This window comes from Granulicatella elegans ATCC 700633 (assembly GCF_000162475.2).
Taxonomy (GTDB): Bacteria; Bacillota; Bacilli; order Lactobacillales; family Aerococcaceae; genus Granulicatella; species Granulicatella elegans.
In genome coordinates this window covers 909,108-926,235 of sequence record NZ_KI391971.1, presented here as the reverse complement: position 1 = coordinate 926,235, position 17,128 = coordinate 909,108, and the positions used below count along the sequence as shown (strand labels likewise).

Here is a 17,128-nt window from a genome sequence, read left to right as displayed (position 1 = left end):
GATAGGAGTGTTGGGGTATGTCATATAAAATTTTAGTCATTGATGATGATGAAACTATTTTAAGATTAATCAAAAATATATTACAGTTAAATGGTTATGAGGTTACTACTAGAAATGGCATTGAGGAAGTAAATATCTGTGACTTTGTCGACTTTGATTTAATATTATTAGATATTATGATGCCACTAGATGGCATAGCGATTTGTAATGAAATTAGAGAACAGATTAAAGCGCCAATTATTTTTATTACAGCTAAAGATATGGAGGAAGATTTAGTGAATGGATTGTTAGCAGGAGCAGATGACTATATTACTAAACCATTCTCAGTAAAAGAGTTTTTAGCAAGAATTAATATGCATCTTAGACGTGAAGAACGAAATAGACAAAATGGTAAACGATTAGAATTTGGTTCGATTTTAATTGATATGAATTTAAAAATAGTTTTTGTTGAGGAAAATGAAATCAAATTAACGAACCGGGAATTTATGATTATTCAGTTACTAGCTAGTCAAACTTCAAGAATATTTACCATTGAAGAAATTTATACTGTTGTCTATCCTAATAGTTCTAATACTCAATTTAGATCCATCTCTGAATATATGTATCAAATACGTTCAAAATTTAAACCTTACCACTTAAATCCGATTGAAACAATGAGGGGAGGCGGCTATAAATGGAAAATAAAATAAGCTTTAAACAACTTGTTCAAAAGACATGTCTTACCATTATAGTTGAGTTTGTAATTGCTATTTTAGTATTGTACCTACTTCCATTATTGTCGATTTCTATTAAAGTTGCTGGTGAAGAAACAGCTCATCCTGTATTATTGAATATTTTTTCTTGGATATATTTATGTATCGCTTTATTAGTGATTGTTAGTTTTAATATACGACAATTACTATTGAAAATACATAAAGAGATGAATATTGTTTACCATCAATCCATGTGGTTAGAATCTAGTGATTTAACAGAATCCTTAATGATTACAGAATTTATAGAAACGAATCAAAAAATTAATCAAATGCAACAAAAAATCGAAGGGATGCTTGAAAAAGAACGCCAACAAAAGGAAGCATTAGTGTTTAAAGTATCAGCAGCTTCCCATGATTTAAAAACACCATTAACAGTTATTCAAGGAAATTCTGAACTATTATCTCATTCAGCTATTGAAGAAAAATATCTTCCCTATATTCAAGATATCAATATAGCAAGCAATCGTATGATTGAATATATTAACCGATTACTATTGTATTCGAAAACTTTTTATGAGAACGAAAATGAATGGAATGATTATTCCTTACAAGATGTCATCGAATCTATTGAACAAGAAATCCATTATTTGCTAAAAGACAAAACAATTGTTACTTTCCAATATGATGAAAAGCTAGATAAAAATACTACAGTATATCTTCATTTGAATTATGTATTAAGAGCAGTGATGAATATGATGCAAAATGCACTGGAGTATAGCACAGCAGATAAAAAAGCAATCAAAGTTGATTTACAATACGCTCATCAGCAGTTAGTGATTAGTATTTGGAATAATGGTGCGCATTTAACTGATGAAATATTACAACATGCAGATTCATTATTTTACCGAAAAGATAAAAATCGCAATCTGAATGATGCCCATTTTGGAATAGGGCTAGCATTTGTTAAAAGGGTGTCAGAATTACATCATGGAACATTAGAAATTAAAAATGAAGATGATGGAGTGAAGGTAACAATTAGTGTTTATACAGGAAAAAATAAAAAAATAGTGACATAAATTTTATTCATCATGTACTTTTTCAAGTAAAATAATCTTCCAAACAACAGAGATATCTTGAGGGTATCTCTTTTTTTATATCGCTAAAATATGGTATACTACTAATAGTATGTTTACAGAATGGAGTGATAAACGATGGATATGTCCAAAGTCATTGAACAAATGGTGGAATCGAAAGATGTCAAAAGAATTAGGGAATTATTCAACCAGAATTATCCTATCGATATTGCTCTAGGATTGGAAGAAGTAACCGATGAAGTGCTTAAAAACTTCATGTATACTATTTCCAATACACGATTAGCTTCTATTTTAGAAGTTAGTGACCCCGAACTTCAAATTCGAATGTTAGAAAAATTACCTTTCCGACGTGTAGGACTATTGTTCCAACAAATGTCCAATGACGATGTCGTGGATATTTTAGGAAATCTACCAATTGGAATTCGTAAAAAATATTTGAATATGATGAAGGGTTCTTCTCAAGATGAAATTCAAACGATGTTAAAATATCCTCAAGATTCTGCCGGAGGGATTATGACGACAGAATTTATTTCCGTGAAGGAACATTTAACCGTTGAAGAAACATTGACGAAGTTAAGAGAAATTTCTCCAAATACAGAAGTCATTCATACAATATTTGTCACAACATTCCAAAATCAATTAATTGGTTGGATTGATATTCGTGACTTATTTACAAATGAATTAGATGTCAGTTTACACGATTTAATGCATACAAATATTATTTCTGTAGTTCCTGAAGAAGACCAAGAGGAAGTTGCTCGTTTATCTTCAAAATATGACTTATCAGTTGTTCCCGTAGTTAGTACGAAGGGCGTTTTAATTGGGATTATTACCATTGATGATATTGTCCACGTTCTTCAAGAAGAGCATCATGAAGATATGCTTTTAATTAGCGGGGTTGAAGGAACAGAAAGAATTGGTGGACCATTTATTGAATCGATTAAGAAACGGACACCTTGGTTATTAATTAATTTAATTACAGCCTTTATGGCTTCAGCAGTTGTAGGGATGTTCCAATCAACGATTGAACAAGTGGTTGTTCTTGCGGTTGCCATGCCGATAATTACTGGAATGGGAGGAAATTCAGCTTCTCAAACTCTAGCTCTAGCAATTCAAGAAATTGCATTAGGACAATTATCATTGGAAAAAGACAAAAAGTATGTTTGGAATGAAATTGTTTTAGGCTGTATGAACGGACTTATTACTGGAGTTGTAGCGGCACTTGCGCTATATATTCCTTATCAAAACTTTTATTTATCGATTATTGTAGTTTTAGCGATGGCAATGAATTTAATGGTGGGAGCAATTTTTGGGTTCTTTGTACCTTTAGTTTTAAAAGCTATGAAATTAGACCCAGCCATTTCGTCAACCATTTTTGTTACAACGGCAACGGACGTTCTAGGATTCTTCTTTTTCCTAGGAATTGCACAAGTCTTTTTACCGTTATTAATTTAGACATGAAGGAGATTATGAATGAATTTAGAAGAAATGAGAAAACGACAAGAGCGCATCAGAAACTTCTCGATTATTGCGCATATTGACCATGGAAAGTCAACTTTAGCAGACCGTATTTTGCAAGCAACAGATACTGTAGCTGACCGTGAAATGCAAGATCAATTATTAGACTCTATGGATTTAGAACGTGAACGTGGTATTACGATTAAGTTAAATGCGGTGGAATTAACGTATGATGCTAATGATGGAACAGAGTACATTTTTCACTTAATTGATACTCCAGGGCACGTGGACTTTACGTATGAGGTGAGCCGTAGCTTGGCAGCCTGTGAAGGAGCAATTCTTGTAGTAGATGCTGCTCAAGGGATTGAAGCTCAAACATTAGCGAATGTGTATTTAGCGATTGATAATGACTTAGAAATCGTTCCAGTTATTAATAAAATTGACCTACCTGCTGCAGATCCTGAACGTGTGCGTACAGAAATTGAAGATGTAATTGGGATTGACGCAAGTGAAGCTGTTCTTGCCAGTGCTAAAGTGGGAATTGGAATTCCAGAAATTTTAGAACAAATCGTTCATAAAATTCCAGCACCTACTGGAGACTTAGAAGCGCCATTACAAGCGTTGATTTTCGACTCAGTTTATGATGCTTATCGTGGAGTAGTCTTAAATGTTCGTATTCAAAACGGAATTGTAAGACCTGGTGATAAGATTCAATTAATGAGTAATGGAAAAACATTTGATGTTGTTGATGTTGGTATTTTCTCTCCAAAACCAATTAGTCGTGATTACTTAATGGTTGGGGATGTAGGGTATATTACTGCTTCTATTAAAACAATCCAAGATACTCGTGTTGGGGATACTGTTACATTAGCGAACAATCCAGCAAGCGAACCTTTATCTGGGTATCGTAAAATGAATCCAATGGTTTACTGTGGTTTGTATCCAATTGATTCTTCTAAATATAATGATTTACGTGATGCATTAGAAAAATTACAATTAAATGATGCTGCGTTACAATTCGAAGCTGAAACTTCTCAAGCATTAGGATTTGGTTTCCGTTGTGGTTTCTTAGGATTACTTCATATGGACGTTATTCAAGAACGTTTAGAACGTGAATTTGATTTAGACTTAATTACAACCGCTCCATCAGTAATTTACCATGTTCAAAAAACAGATGGTACAGAAGTAGTGGTTTCTAACCCGGCTGAAATGCCAGATCAATCAAGTGTTCAATCGATTCAAGAACCATATGTAAAAGCATCTATTATGGTACCGAATGAATATGTGGGAAGTGTCATGGATATTTGCCAACGTAAACGTGGTACTTTTGTAACGATGGATTACTTGGATGAGTATCGTGTTAATGTGATTTACGAAATGCCTCTATCTGAAATTATTTTTGATTTCTTCGATTCATTGAAATCAAGTACAAAAGGATATGCATCATTAGATTATGATTTAATCGGCTATCGTGAAAGTAAACTAGTGAAGATGGATATTATGTTAAATGGTGAAGTAGTCGATGCTTTAAGTATTATCGTTCATAAAGATTTTGCTTATAATCGTGGTAAAGCCATTACGGAAAAATTAAGAACATTAATTCCTCGTCAACAATTCGAAGTGCCAATTCAAGCAGCAATTGGAAACAAAATTTTATCTCGTACAAACATTAAAGCATTACGTAAGAACGTATTGGCGAAATGTTATGGTGGGGACGTTTCTCGTAAACGTAAGTTGTTAGAGAAACAAAAAGAAGGTAAGAAACGTATGAAACAAGTGGGATCAGTGGAAGTACCACAAGAAGCATTCATGTCAGTGCTTAACCTTAACGAAGAAGAGAAATAGTAATTTAATAAACTTTTCTATTGTAGCAATGGACGGCAGCAGCTTCGCAAATGCGAATCTCATGCCTAAAAATTGAGCCTAAGGTCTCAATTTTTCCAGTAAAAGAAGACTGGAAAGACTTCTTTTACTCGTGCTACAATGGAAATTTTTTTATTTCCATTCATTTATGAAATTTCGTTTAAATAATATATTTTATGTTATAGTCTTGCTTTTTTCAAAAGAAGGACTTAAGCAGCTTCGCTAAAGCGAATCTCATTACTAATACTACGGTAAAAAGTCATTTGTGTTGTAACATCATTCATTAACGTTCCTACAGATGATAAACGTTGAAAAAAATGTTATACTAATACTGTAAATGTTCTAGGGAAGGAGTTTGATGGGATGGAAATCGATCCATTTAAAGATTATTTAATAGAATCAGAGCCAGATAAAAAGAAAAAGGTCTATGCATGGCGTACAGCTATTGGTTTACAAGATGTTGATGGATTAAAACCATCTCAGTATTTAATCGAAACTGCTACCCAGAATATCGAAGGGTACATTACGATTGAAGAAGCATTAGACCGAATTGACTCTTATTATGAAGAAAAGGAAGTTCACTTAGCTGAAAAAGAACGTACTGAAGAAGCAGATAAAGTAGCTTCTCGAATTGCACAACTTCTTTCTGAAACAGCATTTTCCTTCACGCCACAGGAGTATATTTCAATTCATCGAAAATTATTTCAAGGAATTTATCCGCATGCAGGTAAGATAAGAGAGTATAATATTACTAAAAAAGAATGGGTACTAGATGGAGATACCATTTTGTATGGAAGTGCATCTGAATTAGAGGCAACCCTTGAGTATGATTTTTCTAGAGAAAGAGAGTTTAGTTATAAAGGATTGACAATAGAGGAAATCATTCATCATTTAGCGGTGTTTATTTCTAGATTATGGCAAATCCATATTTTTGGAGAAGGAAATACAAGAACAACTGCTGTATTCTTTATTAAATATTTAAGAACTCTTGGGTTTACTGTGACGAATGAGAGTTTTGCAGAACATTCTTGGTATTTTAGAAATGCACTTGTTCGTGCAAATTATACGAATTTACCAAAAGGAATTCATGAAACAACGGAGTATCTAGAGTTATTTCTTAAAAATTTATTGTTGGATGAGAATCATCTGTTATCCAATCGTGATCTTAGAATTCATGAACGATAAATTAATTACACTAATAGCGATAAAGTTTTTCGGAACTTATCTAAAACACCGGACTTAAAACACCGGTGTTCTTTTATTGCTTAAAATTTGAAAAAACTATTTAAAAATATTTTTAAATAACTCTTGCATTTTGATTTCAGAAGGAGTATTATCTATTTAAAGAAAATTTTAAATAGAAAGAGATGATTATATGTCTGTAAATGATATTTTGTCTGCATTATCGGATGAAAACCGTCGTAAGATTTTAGAAATTTTACGACAGGGAAGAACGAATACTGGAGACTTAGCACAGAGCTTACAAATCACACCACAAGCATTGTCGTATCATTTAAAAAAATTAAAACAGGCGGATTTAATTTATGAAACAAAGGAAAAGAACTTTATTTATTATGAATTAAATTTAACGGTTTTAGAAGAGGCAATTGTTTGGATGAATTCAATTATTGGAGGAAAATAATATGTTAGTTGAACAAAGAAAAATTTATTTATTAGATGTCATTTTGACTTTTTTACCTATATTACTTGCTTTATGCGTTGTTTGGTATGCACCTGAGACAATTGCCACTCGTTTTGACTTAGAAGGAAATGTTGTCGCAACTGGTTCACGTTGGACGATTCTAATATTACCAATCCTCATTCTATTATTTTCAGGTTTGATGAAATGGATTGATGATAAAGAATTAGTCGGAAGTCAAAATAAGGAAATTAGCCGTTATATTTTTAGACTCACATTATTATTGTTTAACGCTATTGCCTATTTTCAATTTGTCTTAATTTTGACAGGAGTTAGTGTTGGTACACAAAAGGTACGTTTTCTTGCATTTGTTATGGGGTTATTTATGATATTTATTGGAAATGTTAGTCCTAAAATCAAAGAAACGAATAAACACTTTGGGTTCCGTGTTCCATGGATTATGAATAAAGATGAAGCTTTTCGAAAAACACAACGATTCTTTGGATTTGTGAGCATGGTTTCTGGTGTAATCTTTATCTTAATTTCATTATTTGCGGGGAACAAATTAGCATTGTTTCTTGTAAGTATTGTTTTAGTGTTAACGATTGGCATTACTATGGTGTATTCGTATAAAATTAGCAAATAAAGGATAAATGACTTTTCTTCGTAATAGTTTTGGGCAATATTCTCAATTACTACGGAGAAAAGTCTTTTTTCACATTGATTTTTAATTTAATGAGCAGTATACTGTAAGTGAAAACGATAACAATTTGAAGAATGGAGATTATGATGCAAACAGGGCAAAAAATATTAATCGGTATTTCTATTGTAGTAGGTGTTATTTGTATTGAATTAAGTATGTATATCATTCCTTTTATAGAAGAAGTTAAGGAGTTTGAATTCCCTATGTTTGTTGTAGGTGTTATTCTTTGCATCATCTCGATTATTTTTGGCATTAGACATCAAAAAAGTTAAGGAGGGTAGAAGAATTGGGTTACATTCATTTATTTAACAGTAATAGGGGGAGTCTTTATGTTAGGAAAATATAGAGTAGTTAGTATTGTATTGTTAAGTATTTGTTTAGCTTCTTGTGGTCAACAGAAAAATACTCAAGAAACGACGGTTCAAGAAAGTGTTACAACGGTGGAACAAAGTAAAAACACTAACTTTCAATTAGGAAAAGGAAGTAATCAGTTTAATTCTGTTTCATTTATTGAAACGTTTAGGGACAAGAGTATGGTTGCTCATTATGCAGAGGAGTATCCAGATTTTATTCCGCAAATGTTATCAGAGGATGGAAAATTATATGGTAGTGTGGATCATGTTGGTATTTTGGAAATTGATTTAAAAACAAATACCTATTCATTGGTTCATCAAATGAGTGATGCAACAGTTTCCCATCAATGGGTTCGAGCAGTCGACAAAAATTGGGTATTTTTTGAGGAATATACAGACTCAAAAGAAAATGCAAACTTCTACTTATTGAATCGTACAACGGGTGAAGTTACAACTGTCAAAGAGAATGAAAAGATACCATTGATTCAACACATTACCGCATTCTTTACAGAAGATTCGAAATTAGTATTTAATGTTGTTAAGGATAGTAAAGAAGATACATCTTTAAATATGCTTCATCAATTGGAAACAACAACGATGAAAGATCAAGTCGTTGATCAAAATACTTTTTCACCGATTCAATTCAATGGAAAACTTTATTATATTCGCTATGATGCAAGTGCTAACCATTCAGAAGTTGTTCAATACGATATGAAGAGTGGAGAGAAAGAAGTAACGTTGACTCATCAAAGTGCAACAGAACATTTGAATCAATTATTTACGGATCAACATGAATTATATGTTTCACTAGGCACAGATTTAAAGAGTGGAACCATTTACCACGTCAATCAAGCAGAAAAGAAATATGATTGGGTCTATGGATATACAAGCAGAGGATTTATCCAACAAAATCACCTTGGATTCATGAGTTTCTCAGCAACTGATACTGAATCAGGACGATACAAAACACCTTATCGTTTGATTAACTTACAACATCAACATGAATTTGACTATGATGGAAGCATGATATTCCTATCAGAAAAAGGAATGGCATGGGTAGCCTTCAAGAAAGATACAAAAGATATTCCAAAAGGTGAAACATTCCGAAACGAAAATTCAGAAATTCATTATGTTGAATTTGAATGAGAATAATAGTAATATGACAACAATAAGCTCCTAGTAAGTGCTAGGGGCTTGTTTGCACTATAAAGTTCTTTGAGGAAATTATTAGTATTAACTCTTGACTTTTGTTCTTAAAAACATTATATTTTAAGCACGAAAAGGTGGTGTTAGTATGAGTAAAAAAGAATTATTACTTGAAAAAATAAAGGAAAACAATGGAGTCATTACTACTAAACAAGTTATTGAGTATGGTATTCATAAAGACGTATTAAAAAATATGGTTATTAAAGAAGAACTGGAAAAAATTGCTAATGGACTGTATGGACTTCCTGGAGAAAGTATTGATGAATATTTATACTTTACACATCGAATTCCGAAAGGAATATTTTCTCATGAAACCGCAGCTTATTTACATGGATTTACTACAAGATTGCCATTCAGTTATGTTATGACAGTAGCCGTAGGGGATAATGTCAGTCGTGTAAAATCAGTAAAAAGTAATATACTATTCAAGTATGTTAATAAAGAATTTTATAAAATTGGAAAAAGCACTTCCCTTAGTCCATTTGGTAGAGAAATTGTAGTATATGATAAAGAACGTACGATATTGGATCTTATAAAAGACAAAGATAGAGTGGATACCCAAGTGTTTACTGAAAGCATAAAAACCTACTTTTCAAGTAAAGATAAAAATATTTTACGTTTATCAACTTATGCTATGCAACTAGGAATGGAAAATGAGTTAAGATCTTATACAGAGGTGTTGTTATGAAGACATCAGAACAAATTAAAGGAGCAATAAGAAATATAACTAAGAAAACTGGTGTAAATGCAAATTCTTTACTACAAATGTGTCTGTTTGAAGGGATACTTGAGAAAATTTCTAAATCTAAATACAAGAATCATATTATTTTGAAAGGAGGTTTGTTAATTTCTTCATTAATAGGCGTTGAAATGAGAAGTACACTAGATATGGATACAACTATTAGAGGACTTCCAATAAATGAAGAGAATATTTCAAAAATTCTTTACGAAATACTAGAAATAACTATTGATGCAGATATTGTATATCGTTTAATAAAATTAGAACGTATTAGAAAAGAAGATTTGTATGAAGATTTTTGTGCTACAATATCATGTAGATACGGAAAAATTAATGCAAATTTAAATATTGATATAACAACTGGAGATATTATTACTCCGAAAGAAATACAATATTCTTATGAGAAAATTTTAGAGGAAGGTAGTATTTCAATTTTAACATATACAATTGAAACTATTATTGCTGAAAAATTCGAAACAATTTCAAGTAGAAATATTACAACCACAAGAGCCAGAGATTTTTATGATTTGTATATGTTATATAAACTCTATAAAAGTAAGATTGATAGAAATGTACTCAAGGAAGCTATAACACTGACTAGTCAGCAAAGAAACTCTTTTTCTTTAGTATTACAATATAAAGAGATAGTAAAATTATTTTATCAAAGCAATTCTCTTAAGAATTTGTGGGATAAATATATTCAAAATAATCCATATGCTAATGAGATTTCGTTCGATGATACAATTTCTATCTATGAGGAAATTGGTTCTATTCTTGAAAAATATTAATTGAGAAAATAAGGAGGTAAGTAGTTATGAACATCACACTTTTTGTCTACAGTTTAATGTTATGTATGTTAGCATTTTTTGCTTATAAAAATGAGTTAGGAATATCTATTCCTTCAATTCTACTAGTTGTATTGTTAACATTCTTTGCAGGGATTCATCTCTTTTATACGAATATCATTATTAAAGTAGTAATTTCCTGTTTGTTGTTATTGATTTCGTTCATGTTTTTTGTGGATAGAAAGGAAAGTCTTAAGAAAGTACATATGTCGCATCATATTATTAGATTGCTGCTTCATTTAGTTTTAATATTTAATTTATGGGTATTTTAGATTGAAAGAAAAGATGAAACAAAATAAATCATACTAATACTATTGGTAACAATAAAGGTTAATACTGTTAAATAAAAATGGATTGTATATAAAACAAGCTCCTAGAATCAACTAGGGGCTTGTTTATGTTATCGGTAAGCCTTTTGCGTATGCTTCTTTAGCTTCCGCTAAACTCATAATATTAGGACCTCCATCAATATTTGTTTCACCAGTATTCTGCCATTGGCACGTATCACATATATCATATACCGCAGTAATAGTTCCGCATACTGGACAATGTACATATTCGTCACCATTAATGATTATTAAATTCTCTTTTAGACTCTTATTCAAAATCAATATCACCTATCAATAGATTTTTCATTTCTATAAACTACTTTTTCAATTTCATCGATTGTAATAGTAACCGTATCCCAGTCTTCAGGAGAGTCTCCAATGTCAGCTATAAACGTATCTTCGCTTAATTTATCTACAATTGCTGCAGTTTGTCCATCTTTTAAAAGAACAGTATCAAATTCTTCTATTTTCATATTATCACTACCTTTATTCGTATTTTCAGGTTTATTGTATCGTAAATAGTCGGAAGATGCACAGAAGAAATTTGGGAAAGTTGTAGTACTAATTGAATAATAACTATAAACCATACTTTGACATCACTCAAAAAGGTGAAAATAAGAAATATTACTGGCAACTAGTCTTTGCATCATTCATTGAAATTGAACATTGACTATGTTAACGTTAAGGTACTAACAACAGTTAAAGGATAATGACATGAAAAAGAAAACAACAAGTATCATAGAAGAACAATTACAACGACTCAATCGTTCCCCATTATTTGCCATCTCCTTAAGTGGGAAGGAATTATCTCATTCTAATTTTTGGGCATGGATACTAGAACAAGAAGTCGAAGGAAAACATCCATTTATCGAAGTATTTATCCCTGATTTTTATCAAAACGGATGTACATTCATCTCAGTCGAACGAGAAAAGAAACATGTGGATTTAACGATTACTTATAAAAATAAAGCCAATGAAACAGAAGTACTGATTATTGAAAATAAAATTAAGTCCATTCCAACAAAAGAACAATTGATGAGATATGAAGAAGAATTAGGAAAACAAGACTTATCGATTACAGGAATTCTGACAGGATTATATGCATCACTAGATATCCAAGAATTAGGAAAATGGTTATTCTTAAGTTACCATGAAATTGCTAAACGAATCATGAATATCCAAGAAGTACATGCAACAATGGATTTTGCAGACTATATCCAACAATATGCGGAAGATATCGAAGTACTCTATGACTTATTCCAAAGCAAAATGGAGCAAAATAAAGGCAAATATATCATTGGAGATAAAGACTTAGAAAAAATCCGTTATTCTGATATTTATGTAAAACTAAAAGGGTCAGAATTTATGGAAGAAATTAATAAACGACTAACTTTTGAAGCGTATAAAGATTGGGTAAAACCAGTTTGCGGACTCAGCTTCAACCATAAGAAACCAACCCTCAGTATCGTGTTCTCTCAAAGAATCGATGGAGATCCAACAAAAGAAATTGGAATGATTGGCGTACAGATAGAAGGAGACCAATTCAGAATTTATGGAGGGGCTTCGCAAGAAGGCAATTATCATGAAAAAGTAGTGATTGAAAAACTATACGATTGCGATTACTTCAAGAGAAATTTTGCAGAAAAAATCTCAAAACAAGGTCGCACTTCTAAAATGAGAAACAATTATTGTAAGTATGGGAATATTACAGCTAAATATTGCCATTGTTATCAATATTGGAAAATAGAGGACTTTAGCTATGATGCCATTATTGATGAGTTAATAAAGCAAATGAGAATTGCGGAAGAGAAGATTAAGAACGGTTTGACGTTTGGAGAGTAGGAAGAAATTATTGTAGAAAATGATAAGTTTTCGAAGATGTTAGAAATATTTATTAAGTTAGTGGAAATAGATATGGAAAAAAATAAACGATAAAGGACTTGTTGAAGATGAACTTAGGGAAGAATTTTAATCTTTTTCTAATTGATGGAGAAGTAACAGGAAGAATTAAATGTACACTTTCTAATTGGACTGGTTTAGCTTATAAAATTCCACGATTTTATTTAGAAAAATCCAAAGAACGCCAAGATTTAAAGCAAAGTGGCGTTTATTTGCTAATAGATAAGAATGAAAACGGTGAGGATGAAGTCTATATTGGACAAGCAACTACTCGAAAAAATGGAGAAGGTGTTCTGTTTCGTGTGTTAGAACATTTAAAAGACAATAAATATTTTAGTGAAGTAGTTATTTTAACAACTCAAAATAATTCTTTTGGACCAACGGAGATAAGTTATCTTGAAAATAGATTTACGAATATCGCATTAGAAACTGGTAGATATAAAGTTAGAAATGGAAATGAACCAAATATTGGTAATGTTACAGAAGAAAAAGAATCTGAACTTGAAGAGTTTATTGAATATTCAAAGATGGTATTAGGAGTTTTAGGCTATAAAGTATTTATTCCATTCCTTACTTCAAAAGAGAAAATTATTGTAGAAGATATAATAAAAGCTAAATTCTATCTTTCAAGAAAAAGTAAAAAATCTCAGAAATTAATTCAAGCATCCTGTATTAGAACTAATGAAGGTTTTGTTGTTTTAAAAGATAGTATGATTGAAGAAATTGATTCTGAAGCTATACCACTAGCAATTAAAGAACTGAGAACTAAATGTAAAGCAAATAAAGAAATCTTCAATGGAAAATTGACTAAAAAATTATTATTTAACAGTCCGTCCTATGCAGCAGCATTTGTATTAGGAATGCAAACAAATGGAAGAGTAGACTGGAGAGATGAAAATGGAATGACTCTTAAAGAATTAGAAAATTTAGAATCCTAGTATTACTACAAAGAATATCCACCCTCGCCCAATCGTAGCATCATACATACAATCAGGCGAGTATTTTTGTTAAATCAGAAATAATTATATAAAAAAGTTCATAAATTTCCTGAATTAGACCTTCAATGCTATAATGATGCAAGAAGATAACTACTATTTAATTTTTTGGTGTTTGAAAGGAGTTGTAAAGTGAATCAAAAACCTATCCGAAAGCAATGTGAACAGATATGGGCAAGAAATAAATATTACGTATTAAGTAAATCTTATAAAGTTTATTTGGAAATCAGAGAATATTTAAAAGAAACAGAAGTAGAGTTAGAAGTGTTACTTCAAAAAATCAATAAAGTAAATGAGCTAAAAGAAAGTAAAAAAGATTTTCATAATGCGATTCTCCATGTATGGGGCTATTTTAAACATACAGCTGAAAAAGTCGAAAAAGATGAATTGTTTCGTTTACTGGAGGAGTATAGAACTGGAGTAAGTGATCAAAGTTCTATCATTCATTATATCCATACTTTATTAGAGAAATACCCCAATCACTATTTACAACAATCAACGTTAATAACAGGAGAACAAGATGAGATTATGGCATGAGCAAATGATACCAAAATTACCTAAGAATCAATTGTTAGGGCAGCATAGAGAATGTTGTGCACTTAGGGGAAATGGATGGAATAAAAAACATAAAACAGTCGATTATGTATTTTTATATTCTCCTTATCATCTATTTTGTTATCATACATTGATTATGGATGAGATGAGTAGTAGAGGCTACAAAGTAGCAACTGAGTGGCGAGATAAGAATTATCGTGGGAAGATTGCAGAAAGTTACGTTAATCTTGAGGAAATAGAGATAAGCACCCCAATTTATAAAGAACATAATGAAGCATATCTTCAGGAATGTATCGAGAATTTACGATTAAAAGGTATTGAATTCGAGGGATAGATAATCATATAAATGATGAAACCCTGCACCCAAAAGTATAGAGTTTTGGGTGCAGGGTTCTTTATGTCTTATTGTTTTTTCTGTTTTGCACGTTGTTCTAACATACGTTTGACGAACTCAGGCATTTTAACATTCTCTCTGCCTTTTTTAGCGATTAATTTCTTTACAAATTCCGGCATTTGAATATCAGATTCTTGTTCTAGAATGTCTTTTGATGTTTCTGGTGGTAACATTTCATCCAGTGTTTCTTCTTCATGTGTTTTAAGAGTGAAACTTTCTGTTTCGTGAGCTCGAACAGTTTCGTATAAGGCTTCTACTAAGAGTGGATGAGTATCTGGCATTGGTGGTCTGTGATAATGTACGCCAAACTCATCGCATAAGTCCTTACATTCGATATCATTGTCGTATAAAACTTCGATATGTTCGCTAATAAAGCTAATTGGAATGAAGATATAATGTTCAGGGTGTTCCGTTTGTTCTCTTAAGTATTCTAGAACGTCTGGTTTCATCCATGGTAGTCCAATATCACTTTCGCTTTGCCATGTATGAGTGTACTGATGTTTTTCCAAGCCCAATCTTTCTGCAATGATTTGTCCATTCTTATAAATTTGGTCGATATAAGGATCTTCGAATTCCAATGCAATAACGGGTACGCTATGTGCTGAGAAGACGACTTTAAAGCTGTCTTCTTTAACGTCTTCGGTTAAAATCTTTTTGATTTCATTTTCCCAAAATTGTAGTAAGTTTGGATTATGATACCAATCTTTTACCATGTGGAAACGAATGGTTTTACTTTCGATGAATTTCTCATATCCATAAATGGAGTAGTAAGAGTAATGGGGTTCAAGAGCTAAGCCAAGGCATTCTTCGATTCCGTCTTGTTCCATTTGTTTAACGACTTCTGGAATGAATGGAGAGGAGAATTTATTAGCAAAATAAACCGTATATTCTCCTTGTAGGCGTTCTTGTAATTTTGCGGCTTGCTGTTTCGAAATTTCTTGTAGAGGACTTCCGCCAATTTTTTGGTAGTTGTCATACAAGTGTTGGATTTCTTGATCCGTTGGCCGAACACCACGTCGAATATTTGTAAAAAATCTTGCGATATCTTCAAAAGTATATCCTTCAGGTGTACCAAATGTCATAAGTAAAATTGCTTTTTTTGTCATATAACCACTTTCCTATGTGAATTTTTTATCATCATAACATGATTTAGCTCATCTGCATAGTAGTATACATTGAAAAGCAGTATACGAAGAGTTTATAATAAAGAAAACAAATGATAAGGGGGGGTTTCTATGTATCAAAAAGTAGTAGATCAATTAAATGAATTAGGCATTCCATTTCAAATTGTAGAACATGAACCTGTACTAACAACAGAACAAGCAGATCGTTTTATTGAAGGAATTGAAGGTGTTCGTACAAAGACAATGTTTTTAACAAATAAGAAAAAGAGAAATTTTTACTTAGTCATTATAGATGATGCAAAACGATTAGATATGGATGTTTTTAAAGAAATCGTAGAAGAAAATCGAATCAAAATGGCTTCAGCTGAAACGTTAAATGATAAAATGATGCTCCTACCAGGAACTGTATCTCCATTTGGCTTATTAAATAATAGAGACAAAGATATTCAAGTATATTTCGATCAAGAAATTGTATCTGAAGAACGAATGTGCTTCCATCCAAATACAAATGAGAAGACGATTTTTGTTAATACGGAAGATTTGTTTACCTTCTTAAAAGAGATTGGATATGAACCGCACGTGATTCAGTTGTAAAGTGAAACTGACACTATCAATGAACTGCTAGTTTCCAGAAAAAAATAAACCCCAGAAGATTAGGAGAAATACATGACATATAAATTTTGGACCATTCAAAAAAGAGCAATTTTAAAAGCAATTGAGGAAACAGGGATGTATATTCCGAAACGTCAATTAAGTGAATATATACAAGGGAATGAAGAAATGACGGAGTTATATGAGTTTATAACAGATTCCTTTAATCGATTGAATGATATTGAATTAGAAGGAGTGTTATTTGCCTTTGCAAGAGGAACGGAGAAAGGTGTTTCATTTTTCCAAGATTATGAAGAATTTGTCACTTATATGAGAGAACATAAAGACGCAGTCAAAGGATTATGGAAGAGATTCTTATCAGATGATTACGTAGTCATTGAAGTTGATTTCCCAAGAATTTATAATCCAATGTTTGTGGATTTAAATGACTTCCAATTTATTATGCCACCATTTATGTTAGTTCCACCATATACGGAGCAAGATTTCTTACAGATTGTTCAAGCGTTAGAACAAGGGAAGTTTTACCCTTCTGTATTTCCAAGTTACATTATTCAAGGGCTTGTACCATTTTTAAGAGATGAAAATGTGACAAATATTTATCCAATGTTTGAATTAGAATGAGGTGATG

Annotated in this window: 20 protein-coding genes; 17 read left to right on the top strand and 3 right to left on the bottom strand. The window is 31.7% G+C overall.

The features are described 5' to 3' along the window. The first annotated feature begins 17 nt into the window (after positions 1–17). From HMPREF0446_RS04395 to HMPREF0446_RS04345, 11 genes are all read left to right on the top strand, one after another. Positions 18–689, top strand: a complete 672-nt coding sequence (locus HMPREF0446_RS04395) for a response regulator transcription factor (protein ID WP_006702611.1) — start codon at positions 18–20, stop codon at positions 687–689. Beyond that, positions 674–1,768, top strand: coding sequence for a sensor histidine kinase (locus HMPREF0446_RS04390; RefSeq protein ID WP_006702612.1), 1,095 nt, complete (start codon positions 674–676; stop codon positions 1,766–1,768). Before HMPREF0446_RS04395 ends, HMPREF0446_RS04390 begins: the two co-directional genes overlap by 16 nt. A gap of 141 nt (positions 1,769–1,909) precedes the next feature. Beyond that, positions 1,910–3,241, top strand: a complete 1,332-nt coding sequence (gene mgtE / locus HMPREF0446_RS04385) for a magnesium transporter (RefSeq protein ID WP_040507875.1) — start codon at positions 1,910–1,912, stop codon at positions 3,239–3,241. Positions 3,242–3,259: 18 nt separating this feature from the next. Then, complete coding sequence (lepA, locus tag HMPREF0446_RS04380; protein ID WP_006702614.1) at positions 3,260–5,089, top strand: translation elongation factor 4; 1,830 nt, start codon at positions 3,260–3,262, stop codon at positions 5,087–5,089. A gap of 381 nt (positions 5,090–5,470) precedes the next feature. Next, positions 5,471–6,292, top strand: a complete 822-nt coding sequence (locus tag HMPREF0446_RS04375) for a Fic family protein (RefSeq protein WP_006702615.1) — start codon at positions 5,471–5,473, stop codon at positions 6,290–6,292. A gap of 190 nt (positions 6,293–6,482) precedes the next feature. Next, positions 6,483–6,749: a metalloregulator ArsR/SmtB family transcription factor gene (locus HMPREF0446_RS04370; protein ID WP_006702616.1), complete on the top strand. Its 267-nt coding sequence runs from the start codon at positions 6,483–6,485 to the stop codon at positions 6,747–6,749. 1 nt (position 6,750) lies between these two features. Next, complete coding sequence (locus tag HMPREF0446_RS04365; RefSeq protein ID WP_006702617.1) at positions 6,751–7,392, top strand: SdpI family protein; 642 nt, start codon at positions 6,751–6,753, stop codon at positions 7,390–7,392. 143 nt (positions 7,393–7,535) lie between these two features. Further along, a complete protein-coding gene (locus HMPREF0446_RS04360; RefSeq protein WP_006702618.1) occupies positions 7,536–7,721 on the top strand; it encodes a hypothetical protein in 186 nt (61 codons plus the stop codon). Between the two features lie 57 nt (positions 7,722–7,778). Continuing rightward, positions 7,779–8,948 carry a hypothetical protein gene (locus HMPREF0446_RS04355; protein WP_006702619.1) on the top strand — a complete coding sequence of 390 codons (1,170 nt, stop codon included), beginning with the start codon at positions 7,779–7,781 and terminating at the stop codon, positions 8,946–8,948. A gap of 148 nt (positions 8,949–9,096) precedes the next feature. Next, positions 9,097–9,696: a type IV toxin-antitoxin system AbiEi family antitoxin domain-containing protein gene (locus tag HMPREF0446_RS04350; RefSeq protein WP_006702620.1), complete on the top strand. Its 600-nt coding sequence runs from the start codon at positions 9,097–9,099 to the stop codon at positions 9,694–9,696. After that, complete coding sequence (locus tag HMPREF0446_RS04345; protein ID WP_006702621.1) at positions 9,693–10,535, top strand: nucleotidyl transferase AbiEii/AbiGii toxin family protein; 843 nt, start codon at positions 9,693–9,695, stop codon at positions 10,533–10,535. The genes HMPREF0446_RS04350 and HMPREF0446_RS04345 overlap by 4 nt, the downstream gene beginning before the upstream one ends. Before the next feature lie 452 nt (positions 10,536–10,987). On the opposite strand, the gene HMPREF0446_RS04335 is transcribed toward HMPREF0446_RS04345, so the two are convergent. Together HMPREF0446_RS04335 and HMPREF0446_RS08715 are read right to left on the bottom strand one after the other, a co-directional pair. Then, positions 10,988–11,197, bottom strand: coding sequence for a CPCC family cysteine-rich protein (locus tag HMPREF0446_RS04335; protein WP_006702623.1), 210 nt, complete (start codon positions 11,195–11,197; stop codon positions 10,988–10,990). 8 nt (positions 11,198–11,205) lie between these two features. After that, a complete protein-coding gene (locus HMPREF0446_RS08715; RefSeq protein ID WP_020991359.1) occupies positions 11,206–11,508 on the bottom strand; it encodes a hypothetical protein in 303 nt (100 codons plus the stop codon). Between the two features lie 127 nt (positions 11,509–11,635). Between HMPREF0446_RS08715 and HMPREF0446_RS04325 the strand changes: the two genes are divergently transcribed. From HMPREF0446_RS04325 to HMPREF0446_RS04310, 4 genes are all read left to right on the top strand, one after another. Next, positions 11,636–12,763 carry a PD-(D/E)XK nuclease family protein gene (locus tag HMPREF0446_RS04325; RefSeq protein ID WP_006702625.1) on the top strand — a complete coding sequence of 376 codons (1,128 nt, stop codon included), beginning with the start codon at positions 11,636–11,638 and terminating at the stop codon, positions 12,761–12,763. A gap of 107 nt (positions 12,764–12,870) precedes the next feature. Next, positions 12,871–13,758, top strand: a complete 888-nt coding sequence (locus HMPREF0446_RS04320) for a GIY-YIG nuclease family protein (protein ID WP_020991358.1) — start codon at positions 12,871–12,873, stop codon at positions 13,756–13,758. Between the two features lie 189 nt (positions 13,759–13,947). Then, the gene (locus tag HMPREF0446_RS04315) at positions 13,948–14,352 is read left to right on the top strand and encodes a YbgA family protein (protein WP_006702627.1); all 405 of its coding nucleotides are present in this window, start codon (positions 13,948–13,950) and stop codon (positions 14,350–14,352) included. After that, positions 14,336–14,704: a TIGR02328 family protein gene (locus HMPREF0446_RS04310; protein ID WP_006702628.1), complete on the top strand. Its 369-nt coding sequence runs from the start codon at positions 14,336–14,338 to the stop codon at positions 14,702–14,704. Before HMPREF0446_RS04315 ends, HMPREF0446_RS04310 begins: the two co-directional genes overlap by 17 nt. 68 nt (positions 14,705–14,772) lie before the next feature. On the opposite strand, the gene hemH is transcribed toward HMPREF0446_RS04310, so the two are convergent. Beyond that, on the bottom strand, positions 14,773–15,870 hold the full coding sequence (gene hemH / locus HMPREF0446_RS04305; protein WP_006702629.1) for a ferrochelatase: 1,098 nt from the start codon (positions 15,868–15,870) through the stop codon (positions 14,773–14,775). Between the two features lie 129 nt (positions 15,871–15,999). Between hemH and HMPREF0446_RS04300 the strand changes: the two genes are divergently transcribed. Both HMPREF0446_RS04300 and HMPREF0446_RS04295 read left to right on the top strand, forming a co-directional pair. Beyond that, positions 16,000–16,482 carry a prolyl-tRNA synthetase associated domain-containing protein gene (locus HMPREF0446_RS04300; protein ID WP_006702630.1) on the top strand — a complete coding sequence of 161 codons (483 nt, stop codon included), beginning with the start codon at positions 16,000–16,002 and terminating at the stop codon, positions 16,480–16,482. Positions 16,483–16,554: 72 nt separating this feature from the next. Further along, positions 16,555–17,121 (top strand): hypothetical protein, encoded by a 567-nt coding sequence (locus tag HMPREF0446_RS04295; protein WP_006702631.1) that lies wholly within the window; start codon positions 16,555–16,557, stop codon positions 17,119–17,121. Positions 17,122–17,128: the final 7 nt, after the last annotated feature.